The sequence below is a fragment of the Pyruvatibacter mobilis genome (genome assembly GCF_012848855.1).
Classification (GTDB): Bacteria; Pseudomonadota; Alphaproteobacteria; order CGMCC-115125; family CGMCC-115125; genus Pyruvatibacter; species Pyruvatibacter mobilis.
The window spans coordinates 499,277-512,187 of the sequence record NZ_CP051630.1 but is presented as its reverse complement, the minus strand read 5'-3'; the positions used below and the strand labels follow the sequence as shown (position 1 = coordinate 512,187).

Genomic DNA, 12,911 nt, shown 5'->3' with positions numbered 1-12,911 from the left:
AGCCGAAAGCCCCACCCCGGTTCACCGGCCTCTGTCAGTCACCGGCAATGACGTTCGCCGCTGCCCGTTCCCGCCGCATGGCGCTCAGGGTACGGAACGGATGCGCCAGCTGCCCTGCGAAGGACGCAGGCATTTCCTCGCTGATGCCGATGCCCGCGGGCGGACGCCGGTCCGGCAGGAACCAGGTGCCGAAAAGCAGGTCATAGACCATCAGCACTTCGCCGTAATTCGTGTTGCCCTCTTCCACCACCTTGGAATGGTGCCACCGGTGCAGCTCAGGCGTGTTGAACACATAGTTCAGCCAGCCCGCACGCATCACCACATTGGTGTGGGTCAACAGACCGCTGAAGGCCGTGATGCCGCCCACCCACATGAACACCTCCACCGGCGCCCCGGCGAGGTAGAGCAGCGGCTGGCTCAGCGCCACGCTCAGCGCCGTATCCACAAAGTGGAAGCGCCCCGTATTGATCACCCACAGCCGGGTCACCGAGTGATGCACCGCGTGGAACGGCCACAGCCACGGCACCTCATGCGCCAGCCGGTGCGCCCAGTAAAATCCGAATTCCGCGATCAGAAGCCCGAGCACGATCTGCGCCCATTGCGGCCAGTCGGTCGGCCACAGGGCCCCGGCTTCCGGCTCCACCACATCCACCACGATGATCAGCGTGGTCACTGCGGCTGCCGCCTGCACCATGCCCTTGTTGAGAAGCGTATGCGCGATATTGGCAAAGGTCTGGCCGTCATTCTCAAGCCAGGTCTTCTCGTAAGGCATCCACCGCTCCAGCAGGATCAGCGTCACCCCCAGCAGCAGATAGGCGGAATTGAACCCGAGGATCGGCTCGTCATTTGCCATCCCGTAAGCGGTGATCGCGATGCACAGGGTCATCAGCCCAGGCCATGCGGTCCAGGTGATGGCGGACTTGAGTCCGGTAACGGCCGGAGAAGCTTTCTCCCCCTGCGGATGGTCTTCGATGGTCATCTACTACTGTCCCCGTATGCCCCTCGGCCCCGGTCAGGAGCCGCCCGCCCCGCACATCCCGGCAGGCGTCACTTCAAATCAGTTCGACGCCCAACCTATCATATTCACCCCGCAGGATAAGGTGCCCGCAGGTCGCAGCCGGTAACTAAGTCGCCAGCGTCTCCAGGATGGGACAGTCAGGCCGGTCATCGCCCTGGCATGCGGTCGCCAGCCGCGCCAGCTCCGCCCGCAGCGCTTCCAGCTCCGCCATCCGCGCATCGATCTCCGCCAGCCGCTCCAGCGCCAGCGCCTTCACGTCCCGGCTCGACCGAGCCCGGTCGCCATAAAGCCCCAGCAGGTCGCGGCACGCATCGACGGAAAAGCCGAAACTCCGCGCCCGGCGCACGAACACCAGCCGCGCCAGCTCATCCGTCCCGTAAAGCCGGTAGCCCGCCTCCGACCGTCCGCCCGGCGTCACAAGGCCGATATCCGCGTAATACCGCACGGTCTTGGTCGGCAGATCCGCCGCCGCCGCAACTTCGCCGATGGTCATCATGATGCCTGCCTCCCGTCCAACCGCCCCGCCTGAGGCAAGGCCCAACATTCCAGTTACTGGAATATAGCGCACCCGGCACACCCTCACCAGACAACCTCATGACGCAGCCATTGCGCCCCGCCGCAGCCCCGGTAAATGTGTCACTGTTCCAGCCGCCTTCGTCCCGCAACGGATAATCCGCCCCATGACAACGCCCCCCGAAACACAGCCCCCCGCACCGGCCGGCGCCACCAAAGGCCACCGCAACGAGGCCTATACGCTAGCCTCCCGCGACGTTGATTTTCTGGCCTCGGACGATCTGCGGGCCGTCCGCCTCCAGCTTGAGCTGCTCAAGCCCGAGCTGTTCCTGCGGCGCGAGCAGATAAACTCCACCATCGCCGTCTTCGGCGGCGCCCGCATCCTGCCGCCCGACGTGGCCACAGCCCGCCTTGCCGAGCTGGAAGCCGGCAGCGCTGACGAAGCCGCCCTCGCCCGGGCGCGCAAGCAGGTGGCGAATGCGCGCTACTACACCGAAGCCGTCACCTTCTCGAAGCTCGTGGCCGAGAAACTCGACAGCAATGGCGGCCATGACTTCGTGATCGTCACCGGCGGCGGGCCCGGCATCATGGAAGCAGCCAATCGCGGCGCGCAGGAAGCCGGACGCCGCAGCGTCGGCTTCAACATCACCCTGCCGCACGAACAGCACCCCAACGCCTATGCCTCCCCGGAGCTGAGCTTCCAGTTCCGCTACTTCGCCATCCGCAAGATGCACTTCCTGCTCCGCGCCCGCGCGCTCGTTGCCTTCCCCGGCGGCTACGGCACCATGGACGAATTGTTCGAGGTGCTGACCCTGGTGCAAACCCGCAAGATCATCCGCATGCCGATTGTTCTTATCGGCAAAGAGTTCTGGCAACGCGCCATCGATTTCGAATTCCTGGTGGACGAGCTGATGCTCGACCATGACTGCATCGAGCTGTTCAGCATCGTCGAGACCGCCGCCGAAGCCGTGGACATCATCTCGGACTTCTACAGGCAGCCCGGCGCGGACGAGACCCCATGAAAATCACCTTCCACGGCGCCGCGCAGGAAGTCACCGGCTCCTGCACCCTGATCGATACCGGCAGCGTCCGCTTCCTCGTTGATTGCGGCATGTTCCAGGGCGGCCGCACGGAAAACGCCAAGAACCGCGCCCCCTTCGCCTTTGATCCCGCCGGCATCGATTTCGTACTGCTAACCCACGCCCATATCGATCACAGCGGCCTGCTCCCGCGCCTCTGGGCCCAGGGCTTTCGCGGCCCCGTCCACACCGGCACCGCCACCGGCGACCTGCTGGAGATCATGCTGCGCGACAGCGCCCACATCCAGGAAACCGAGGCCGAGCGCGAGAACCGCCGCAAGCCCAGCCACAAACACCGCGGCAAGAAGCACCACCGCGACCGCAAGCCCGTCGAGCCGATCTATTCCCTCGATGATGTGGAAGCCGTCCTGAAGCGCGTGCGCGGCCACGACTACGACACCCCCTTCAGCCCCCATGAAAGCGTCCGCGTGCAACTGCGCGACGCGGGCCACATCCTCGGCTCCGCCATCATCGAGGCCTGGATCACCACGCCCCAGGGCGAGCGCAAGCTGGTCTTCTCCGGTGATCTTGGCCAGCCCGGCCGGCCCATTTTGTGCGACCCCACGCGCATCGGCACCGCCGACATCCTGTTCACCGAATCCACCTATGGCGACCGCGACCACAAGAATCTCGGCGACACCGTCACCGAACTTGTCGACGTGGTGACCCACACGCTGGATGACCTCGAAGGCAACATCATCATCCCCGCCTTCGCCGTCGGCCGCACCCAGGAGCTGCTGTTCTATTTCCACCAGCTCACCCGCGAGGGAAAACTCGGCAATCTCCGCATCTTCGTGGATTCGCCCATGGCAACAGCCGTGACGCGCCTCACCATGGAGCATCTGGAGCTGTTCGACGCTCAGGCCCGCAGCCTCGCCGAATGGCAGGAGAACGGCCACGGCGTGCCGCAGGTCACCTTCACCGGCAGCGTTGATGAAAGCCGCGCGCTCAACAGCATCGAGAGCGGTGCCATCATCATTGCCGCCAGCGGCATGTGCACCGCCGGCCGCATCAAGCACCATCTGCGCCACGGCCTGCCCAACCCGCGCAACGCCGTCATCATCACGGGCTTCCAGGCCGAGGGCACCCTCGGCCGCCGCCTGGTGGACGGCGCCACCCGCGTCCGCATCTTCGGTCAGGACGTCTCCGTCCGCGCCGGCGTCCACACCCTGGGCGGCTTCTCCGCCCATGCCGACCGCCGCGCCCTGCTGGACTGGATGGGCGGCTTCACCGCCCCGCCCGCCCAGACCTTCGTGATGCACGGCGAACCCGGCGCCTCCCGCGCCCTGGCAGACGAAATGACAAACCGCCTTGGCTGGCAGGTCCAGCTCCCCGAGCGCGGCGAAACCTATGTCCCGCTGATCCTCTGACCGCCCCGCCCCTGCTCAACAGCACAAACGCACCTGCCCGCGCCCCGATACGCGCGGGACGCCCAGGCAGGGCTGAATGTGAGAGAGGGACCTGAGAGAAGAACGATCGTCGCGACGACAGGACGATCCTGAAAATCATCTGTCCCCGCAGGGAGGGGTGTGAGCCGGCCGGGATACGCGGTGCGACGCGCTGATGTATCCGGCGGAGCGTGGCGGGATCCGTGCCACAGCCGCCGACAGACCTGGAGGTTCAGGGCCCGCCGACCAGCTCACGCTCTCCCCTAGAGCGATGCAAGAGCATCGAGAGAATGTGTAGCCAATATGCGAATAATTCGCAATAACAAATCACGCAGAAAATGCGCCTTGGGTCAAAAAATGCCCCGCCCGCCCCAGCACACGGAAAATACGCGCCGGCGGGTCCACAGGCACGCGATGACAGGTCGTGAAACAAGGAAAAGTGGTAGCGGAGGAGGGACTCGAACCCCCGACACGCGGATTATGATTCCGCTGCTCTAACCAGCTGAGCTACTCCGCCCCGGACCGGCGGGCCGAGGCCCCGGTCTCAGGGTTCAGCCCCTGCAACAGGCGGGACTCCGCCTGCGCAAACCGCGCCAAACCCAAGGAAGGCGGCGATATAGACACTCCGGTCAGGGGGTGTCAAGCGCTCATCCCGGCCCGCCAAGCCCCCTGTTTCCGCACCCGATTTCACGGCCCCTCCCCTGACCTTGTCCGCCCTCATGGCCCGGCCGGAAAACGACATTTTTGTTGCAGTTCCGTAACAGAGTGCCTGAATTCTAGGCACCACAATCACAATTCCGATTTATGCACGTATCCGGACAGGTTAGGGGTGTAACCGTCAGTCCGTCCCGGACCGATTCAAAAAGAGGGGGCGGCCCGCGTGTCTCTGCGGTGCCGCACATGTATCTGAGGTGGGATTACAACCATGAAGAAGACAAACTTCGCAGCAGCCGCCATTGCAGCCGCAGCGCTTCTGGGCGCAAACGCCGCCCAGGCCGAAGACGGCAACTGGTATGTGAGCGCCGGCGGCGGCGCCAACTGGATCGGCGACCAGTCCAGCAACGGCGTGACCGCTGATTATGACGCCGGCTACACCGTGCTCGGCGCCGTGGGCTACGATTTCGGCGATTCCGAAACCGGCTCCTTCCGCGTCGAAGGTGAAATCAGCTGGACGAAGAACGACGTCGACCAGGTCACCATCAACGGTGTGAACGCCAATATCGGCGGCGACACCGAGCAGTGGGGCTTCATGATGAACGCCCTGTATGACTTCATGCCCGGCAGCACGTTCCGTCCGTATATCGGTGCCGGCCTCGGCGTCGTTGACGGCGAGACCGAGCTCAACCGCGCCGGCGTGACGGTCAGCGGTAACAGCACCGAGTTCGCCTATCGCGGCCTTGTCGGTGTCGGCATCGGCCTCGGCGAGAACACCACGCTCGACCTCGGCTACCGCCACACCCGCGTGACCGGCGACAATGACGATTTCGGCAACAACACCGTCATCGCCCAGGTGCGCTTCGGCCTCTAGGCCATCGCACGCTGCAGATGTTGAAAGGGCGCCCCTCCCGGGGGCGCCCTTTTTGTTGGGCCATGCAGCGGCCGTACTCAAAAGAAAAGGGGATGCCCTGAAGCATCCCCTCCCCCGAAGCGACAGATGAAGTGTCGTGCGCTTAGAACGTAAAGCGCACCTTGCCGACGATCGCGGAATTCTCCGTCGATTCCTGCGTCTCGACGCTCGTGAAACGGAAGCCGAGATCAAGCGCGAAGTTCTCGGACACATCCGCGGTCACACCAACCAGGCCACGATAGGCCTCTTCCGTGTTGCTGCCCGTGCTGGTCACACCGGCAGCCGTCGCGGAGACCTCGATGTCCGCAATACCGGCACCAACACCGACATACGGCGTGAAGGTGTCATTCGCCCAGAAATCATAGATCAGGTGAACCATGTAGAGGTTCTGCGTGAGATCGCCGCTGAGTGACACGCTGGTCACACCATTGCTGATCGACCCCAAATCGTTCTTGGTCCGGCTGTATTCCGCTTCGACCCGGAAGGCACCGCCGCTGGCATTCTCGCCGAAGTCATAGCCGACGCTGGCGGCATAGGTCGCACCACTCTCAAGATCGAGAGTGAGACCATTGTTCTTCATATCCGAGATCCAGTTGATGCCGCCGCCGGCGGACACATAGAAGCCGCCATCATTGGCGCCTTCTTCAGCAAAGGCGGCCGGCGCCCCCATCACCAGAGCAACAGCTGCCGTTGCAGCTGCGAGTTTGGACTTCAACATTCCGAATTCCCCTGACTTGTTTTATCGGCCAGATACGCATCGCCGTACCGGCCCCCTCAAATGCCGATTCTGTGGGCATCTGAGACAACTTCTACACACCCAGAAGTGTGCATCTAGGTTAATTTCGGTTGCATTTTCCGGACGAACTGCACCTGTTGCAATCGTGCACCACCTATATGTGCATGCGGATCAAAGATGCCGTGACCTGAGAGAAATCGCCTGAAAGCAAGTGGCCTACCGGGCCGTGCCGCGGATCCAGCCGCCGCCCAGCACCCGGCTGGCCGGCCCGGCACCCCCATCCGCCGGGTCATAGAAGACGCAGGCCTGCCCGGGCGACACGCCCTCTTCCGGTTCCGCCAGGCTGACGACAGCCCCGCTCTTCACCGCGCTGACCGTCCCGCTATCCGATGCGGCCACCACGGCCTTCAGCACGCGCCCGGTTGACCGCACCTTCACCAGCACCGGCAGCGGATTGGCCGACAGGGGCGTGTCCCCCAGCCAGTTCACGTCGCTCAGCATGATGTCGGTCACCCCAAGCGCCGACCGCGGGCCGACAATCACCTGCCGCCTGGCCGGGTCCAGCCGCACCACGAACAGCGGCTCGGCGTTCTCGCCGCCCGCATCCGTGTCGCTGATCCCCAGCCCCCGCCGCTGGCCGATCGTGTAGCGGATAATGCCGTCATGGCGGCCGAGCACCCGCCCGTCCAGATGCACGATGTCGCCCGGCTCGGCGGCTTCCGGCCGCAGCCGTTCCACCACCGCCGCATATTTCCCGTCAGGCACGAAGCAGATGTCCTGGCTGTCCGGCTTGGCCGCCACCTCCAGCCCCAGCCGCTGGGCAATCGCCCGCGTCTCGTCCTTCGGCAGGCCGCCGAGGGGAAAGCGCAGGAACTCAAGCTGCTCCGGCGTGGTGGTGAACATGAAGTAGCTCTGGTCCCGGCTGTCATCCACCGCCCGGTGCAGCTCCGCCCCGCCCGCGCCCTCGAAACGCTGCACGTAATGCCCGGTCGCCAGCGCGTCGGCCCCAAGGTCGCGCGCGGTTGCCAGCAGGTCGCGGAACTTCACCCGCTCATTGCAGCGCACGCAGGGAATGGGCGTCTCGCCGCGCGCATAGGCGTCGGCAAAATCAAGCATCACCGAGTCCTGGAACCGGCCTTCGTAATCCAGCACGTAATGGGGAATGTCCAGCTTCTCGGCCACCCGCCGGGCATCGTGAATGTCCTGGCCCGCGCAGCAGGCGCCCTTGCGCTTTACGGCGGCCCCGTGGTCATAGAGCTGCAGCGTAATGCCCACCACGTCATAGCCCGCCTGTGCGTACAGCGCGGCGGTGACGGAGCTGTCCACCCCGCCGGACATGGCGACAACAACCCGCGTATCGGCGGGCGCCTTGCCGGCAATGACCGTCGGCAGGGTGAAATCAGGGGCGATATCTGGTAGCGCTGGCATCATGGCGCGCGACTATAGCGCTGCCGCGCGCCCCGGCAAGACCCGCCCTGTACCCGGCAGTTTTTGCCCGGCAAACCGCGCCCCGGCGCCCGCCCGCCGGGACCGCCGAAATTGAAAACCCTTGTATTTCAACGCCTTCCCCCCGGCCCGGCACTTGGCCCCTCCCTTGCTCATATCCGCCTGAGTTTTTCCGTCCAGCGCCCGCAAGGCCCCCGGACGGACCATCACGACGAGACACGGGGATCGAACCGGATGACCACGAGCGACGCCTTCATTGCCAACCCGTCCATCAAGGTGGATGCGGCGCGCGCGGCCCAGGCCGCGTCCAGGACCGGCGACCGGCCGCGCAGCGCTGCCGATGACCAGCGCTTTGCCGACGAGCTGCGCGCCGCCCGCGCGGATGATGCCCGCGAGGCCAAGGCCGCCCGCACCGACGCCGCCCAGGCCCGCGCAGCAGACGACCGCGCGGCTGATGACCGTGCCGCTGCTGACCGCGCTGCTGAAGAGCGCGCGGCGGAAGACCGCGCCGCTGAGGATCGTGCCCGCGCCGATGCCCGTAACGACGAGCAGTCAGGCCGCGACGCGAACGATGACACGACGGGCGAGGACACCGCAGAGGCTGCGGCTGACGCATCATCCACCACCGCGGCCGCTGCCGCCGACGGCGCACCGGCTGACACCGCACCGGTCTTTGACATCATTGCAGGCGATGACGCAGCCCAGGCCGGCCAGCCCGCCGCGGATCAGGCGCAGACAGACGCCAACGGCCAGCCGGGCACACCCGCCCAGGCCGCCGAGGCCCAGGCCGGCACCCAAGCCGCCGCCCCCGCAACGGTCGGCACGGACGGTCAGCCCACCGGCACCACCACTGCTGCTGCAACGTCCAATACCGGCGCGTCCGCGAACGCGGCCGCCACCGCCGCGCAGCAGACCGCCGCCGCCGCAGGCACCGCCCAGGCCGCAACGCCTGCCGACGATGCCGCCTCCCGGCTCACCGCCACCCAGGCCGCCCAGACCGGCAAGTCCGACGCAGCGCGTGCTGACGCAGCCCTCCGCGATGCTGCCGCCGCACCGCAGGACGCGGATGTCGCCGCTGACAATGGCCTTGCCGCCAAGGCCGCGGCAGGCGGCCAGAAGCGCGGCCTCGGCTTTGCAGCCGCCGAAAGCCTGTCCGAGAACCGCAGCGAGGCCCGCCCCGCAGGTGATACCGCCCGCCCGGCCACGCCGGAGCAGGCCGCAAGCGCTGACCGCACTCAGCAGCCGGGCACGACGCCCGCTGCCGCCCAGCGCTCAGCAGCGTCCGAGATCGCCCTTCAGGCTGCCCTCACCCGCCCCGCAGCACCTGCCGCGGGTCTTGAAGGCCAGGCTGCCGGTGCCGATGCCGCCTCAGGTACGCTTGCTCAGTCTGCGGACGGCGCCGCCCCGCAGCCGAGCACCACCCTTCGCGCCATCGTGACCGCCACCGCCCAGCCGGGCACACCGGCCCAGCCGCAGACCCCGGCCCGTGACATCGCCGTCACCATGCAGCGCAATCTCGCCAACGGCACCAACCGCTTCGAGATCCGCCTCGACCCGGCAGAGCTCGGCCGCATCGATGTGCGCATGGAGCTTGGCGCCGATGGCCGCGTCCAGGCCCATCTGACTGTCGAAAAGCCGGAAACTCTGGAAATGCTCCAGCGCGATGCCAAGTCGCTTGAAAAGGCCCTGGCCGATGCCGGCCTCGACATGGAGCAGGGCAGCCTCGGCTATTCCCTGCGCGATGACGGCAGCCAGCGCGATTTCCCCTCCGGCCGAGGTGACGCTGACGCCCTCTCCCGCCCCCAGGGCGATGAGGAACTTGCAGCCGACCTTGCCGCCGTCCAGCACGTCTATGCCCTGAAGGCCGGCTCCGGCACCGGCGTCGACATCCGCATCTAGGAGCTAGTCATGCCCACAGCCATTTCAGGTGTGTCGTCGCCGGCCGACCAGACCGCGGCGTCTTCCAACGCCTCCGCGACCCTCAACCAGAACTTCGACACCTTCCTGACGCTGCTCACCACTCAGCTTCAGAACCAGGACCCGCTTGAGCCCCTGAAGAGCCAGGAGTTCACCAACCAGCTCGTCCAGTTCTCGAATGTGGAACAGACGATTGCCACCAACCGCAATCTCGAGCAGCTGCTGAACCTCACCTTCGCCAATTTCGCCACCGACGCGGTCGGCTATATCGGCAAGGAAGTGGTGGCCGAGAGCCCCAACGCGGTGCTGACCGAAGGCAACGTCAACTGGGGCTACGAGATCGACGGCACCGCCGACAAGGTGCAGCTCTTTGTCACCGACAGCGCCGGACGCCTCGTCCACACCGAGGAGAAGGGCACCCAGAGCGGCACCAACAGCTTTGCCTGGGACGGCAAGGACGCCAATGGCCGCCAGCTGGCCGATGGCACCTACAGCCTCCGTGTCATCGCCATCGACGCCAACGAGAACGAACTCGATGTGAAGATGCGCCAGACCGGCACCGTCACCGCCGTCGAATTCGACAGCGACAGCCCGGTCCTCACCGTCAACGGCTCCGGCGTGCTGCTCAGTGATGTCGTCACCGTCCGCGACAAGCCCGCGGCAACCACAGGCTCGTAAGCAAGGTGGCCCATTAAGGGACAGATAGACCCGTGCAGTTTAAGTCCACATTCACCACGGCGTTTAGCCCTTCCTTAAATGGCCCCGGCCTACTCTCCGCGAACACGCAGAAAGCGTTCGATTGGAATTCGGGAACTGCTTGACATGAGCATTCAGTATCAATCGCGGGTCAGCTACGTGATCGGGCCGGACGGAAGCCCGCTCACGATCGCGGACCTGCCGCCGCCTGAAACCAAGCGCTGGGTCATCCGGCGCAAGGCAGAAGTGGTGGCGGCCGTGCGCGGCGGCCTGCTCTCGCTGGAAGAAGCCTGCCAGCGCTACACGCTGACCGTTGAGGAATTTCTGAGCTGGCAGCGCTCCATCGAGCGTCACGGCCTGCCCGGCCTGCGCGCCACGCGCGTTCAGCAGTACCGCGACCACCAGTAGATTTTCGGGTGCATTGATCACCCAGGGCCACAACATCCTGATCTGATTTTCGGATCGGCCCCAAGATAGCTTAGATGCTTGCGTACTTGTGCGCCGGAGCGCCGGGGAGTGACACCACTCTCCGGCGCTTTCTTTTGTGCCCGTCGCTCCGCCCCGGCCGAAAAATCTCGGCAACCCGGCAATTTTTGCCGGGGTTGATGATTGCGTTAAGAGCTTGTTTAGCGGTCACGCGGTAAATCTTGCCTAGCTGGATTACACCGGACACGGACGAACACCGCCAAGGACATGGCGGATGCCGCGCCCGGTTTCACTATCCGGCGCGATAATCCGCATGGCCCAGGACGAGCCGGAATTGTCGCGCAATCCCGAACAGGTTACCGGGGGTGCGCCGTGGACGGCACTTTGGGTTTTTTAAGGGGGCTTGGCCCCATGCGGCTTTTGGCTTTGGGCAGTGTTACCATCGCGCTCATTGCCTTTTTTGCCGTCATCATGATGCGCGTCTCCTCGCCCACAATGTCGCTGCTCTACAGCGACCTGTCGGTGAGCGACAGCGCCGAGATCATTGCCAAGCTCGACGGCCTGAACATCCCCTATGAGCTCAAGGGCGACGGCACCACCATCTTGGTGCCCAAGGACGAAGCCCTGCGCCTGCGCATGTCCATGGCCCAGGCGGGCCTGCCGTCCGGCGGCTCCGTCGGCTACGAGATCTTCGACAACACCAGCGCGCTGGGCACCACCAGCTTCGTGCAGAACATGAATCACCTGCGCGCGCTTGAGGGCGAGCTGGCCCGCACCATCCGCGCGCTCGACAGCGTGCAGGCGGCCCGTGTGCATCTGGTCATGCCCGAGCGCGAGCTGTTCACCCGCGAACGCCAGGACCCCACCGCCTCCATCGTCATCAAGTCGCGCGGCGGCCTCGCCCGCAGCCAGGCCAAGGGCATCCAGTTCCTTGTCGCCTCTGCCGTCGAGGGGCTGATCCCCTCCAACGTCTCCATCATCGACGAGACCGGCGTGATGATCGCAGGCGGCATCGAGGGCGATGCCGGCGGCTCCGCCTCCCTCGACGAGCGCCAGCGCGAATATGAAAACCGCCTGCGCCGCCAGGTCGCTGACATCGTCACCAGCGTCGTCGGTTCCAACCGCGCCCGCATCCAGGTCGCCGCGGAGATGGACTTCAACCGCATCACCCGCAATTCCGAGACCTTCGACCCCGAAGGCCAGGTGGTTCGGTCAACGCAGACCGTTGAAGAATCCTCCTCCGCCACCGAGCGCGACCCCGAGGCAGGCGTCACCGTCGGCAACAACCTGCCCGACGCCATCGGCCAGGGCGGCGGCGAGAACAACGCCACCAATTCCGAAAGCGCCGCCCGCGTCGAGGAAACGGTCAATTACGAAATCTCCCGTACCACCACCACCGAGGTCGTAGAAGCAGGCCGCATCAAGCGCCTCTCCGTCGCTGTGCTGGTGGACGGCCTTTATGAAACCGCTGAAGACGGCACCCAGACCTACACCGCCCGCACCCAGGAAGAACTCGAACTGATCGGCCGCCTCGTGCGCTCGGCAATCGGCTTCGACGAGACCCGCGGCGACAAGGTCGAAGTGGTCAACCTTCAGCTTAACGCCAACGCCATTGATCCCCTGAGCGCCGATGACGCCGAGCAGGGCTTCGTTGACGGCCTGATGGCGAACCTTGATCCCATGCGGCTGGCTGAACTCGGCGCCCTGCTGATCGTCACCATCCTTGCCATCTTCCTGGTGGCCCGCCCGCTGATCGCGCGGCTGACGACCCCCGGCGTGCAGGAAGCAGGCCCCGCAGCCATCGCAGGCGGCGCGCCCGCCGGCACACCGCAGCTGCCCAGCCCCGACATGAAGGCCATTCTCGAACAGGCGGTCGCCGACGGTCAGGAAGTCATCCGCGGCCCCGACGGCGAGCCCATCGCGCTCGCCAACCCGACACCCGAGCAGCAGGCCGCCCTCGCCCTCGAAGACGAGACCAGCGCCATGATCGACATCGCCCAGATCGAAGGCCAGGTGCGCGAAAGCTCCATCCGCAAGATCGGTGAGCTCGTCCAGAACCACCCGGAAGAGTCGCTTTCGATCCTGCGCGGCTGGCTCCACGAAACCGCCTGAGACTGACGGAAAC

Annotated in this window: 11 protein-coding genes and 1 tRNA gene; 7 read left to right on the top strand and 5 right to left on the bottom strand. The window is 65.6% G+C overall.

Going from position 1 to position 12,911, the window contains the following annotated elements:
• Positions 1-34 precede the first annotated feature (34 nt).
• Together HG718_RS02390 and HG718_RS02385 are read right to left on the bottom strand one after the other, a co-directional pair.
• Entirely contained in the window at positions 35-979 is a 945-nt protein-coding gene (locus HG718_RS02390; protein ID WP_244617790.1) for a sterol desaturase family protein, read from the bottom strand.
• A gap of 145 nt (positions 980-1,124) precedes the next feature.
• The gene (locus HG718_RS02385) at positions 1,125-1,514 is read right to left on the bottom strand and encodes a MerR family DNA-binding protein (RefSeq protein ID WP_308936411.1); all 390 of its coding nucleotides are present in this window, start codon (positions 1,512-1,514) and stop codon (positions 1,125-1,127) included.
• 184 nt (positions 1,515-1,698) lie between these two features.
• Between HG718_RS02385 and HG718_RS02380 the strand changes: the two genes are divergently transcribed.
• Complete coding sequence (locus tag HG718_RS02380; protein WP_160588699.1) at positions 1,699-2,553, top strand: LOG family protein; 855 nt, start codon at positions 1,699-1,701, stop codon at positions 2,551-2,553.
• On the top strand, positions 2,550-3,980 hold the full coding sequence (locus HG718_RS02375; RefSeq protein ID WP_160588700.1) for an MBL fold metallo-hydrolase RNA specificity domain-containing protein: 1,431 nt from the start codon (positions 2,550-2,552) through the stop codon (positions 3,978-3,980). Before HG718_RS02380 ends, HG718_RS02375 begins: the two co-directional genes overlap by 4 nt.
• 458 nt (positions 3,981-4,438) lie before the next feature.
• On the opposite strand, the gene HG718_RS02370 is transcribed toward HG718_RS02375, so the two are convergent.
• Positions 4,439-4,515 (bottom strand) — tRNA-Met (locus HG718_RS02370).
• A 408-nt stretch (positions 4,516-4,923) separates the two neighbouring features.
• On the opposite strand from HG718_RS02370, the gene HG718_RS02365 reads away from it, so the two are divergent.
• Complete coding sequence (locus tag HG718_RS02365; protein WP_160588701.1) at positions 4,924-5,526, top strand: outer membrane protein; 603 nt, start codon at positions 4,924-4,926, stop codon at positions 5,524-5,526.
• 142 nt (positions 5,527-5,668) lie between these two features.
• Here HG718_RS02365 and HG718_RS02360 read toward each other — a convergent pair whose 3' ends face one another.
• Positions 5,669-6,283, bottom strand: a complete 615-nt coding sequence (locus tag HG718_RS02360; protein WP_160588702.1) for an outer membrane protein — start codon at positions 6,281-6,283, stop codon at positions 5,669-5,671.
• A gap of 234 nt (positions 6,284-6,517) precedes the next feature.
• On the bottom strand, positions 6,518-7,729 hold the full coding sequence (gene mnmA, locus HG718_RS02355; protein WP_188658386.1) for a tRNA 2-thiouridine(34) synthase MnmA: 1,212 nt from the start codon (positions 7,727-7,729) through the stop codon (positions 6,518-6,520).
• Positions 7,730-7,981: 252 nt separating this feature from the next.
• Between mnmA and HG718_RS15685 the strand changes: the two genes are divergently transcribed.
• From HG718_RS15685 to fliF, 4 genes are all read left to right on the top strand, one after another.
• A complete protein-coding gene (locus HG718_RS15685) occupies positions 7,982-9,646 on the top strand; it encodes a flagellar hook-length control protein FliK (RefSeq protein ID WP_160588704.1) in 1,665 nt (554 codons plus the stop codon).
• Positions 9,647-9,655: 9 nt separating this feature from the next.
• Positions 9,656-10,342 carry a flagellar hook capping FlgD N-terminal domain-containing protein gene (locus HG718_RS02345; RefSeq protein WP_160588705.1) on the top strand — a complete coding sequence of 229 codons (687 nt, stop codon included), beginning with the start codon at positions 9,656-9,658 and terminating at the stop codon, positions 10,340-10,342.
• A 144-nt stretch (positions 10,343-10,486) separates the two neighbouring features.
• Positions 10,487-10,768 (top strand): CtrA inhibitor SciP, encoded by a 282-nt coding sequence (sciP, locus tag HG718_RS02340; protein ID WP_027841366.1) that lies wholly within the window; start codon positions 10,487-10,489, stop codon positions 10,766-10,768.
• 429 nt (positions 10,769-11,197) lie between these two features.
• Positions 11,198-12,898, top strand: coding sequence for a flagellar basal-body MS-ring/collar protein FliF (gene fliF, locus HG718_RS02335; protein ID WP_244617791.1), 1,701 nt, complete (start codon positions 11,198-11,200; stop codon positions 12,896-12,898).
• Positions 12,899-12,911 lie beyond the last annotated feature (13 nt).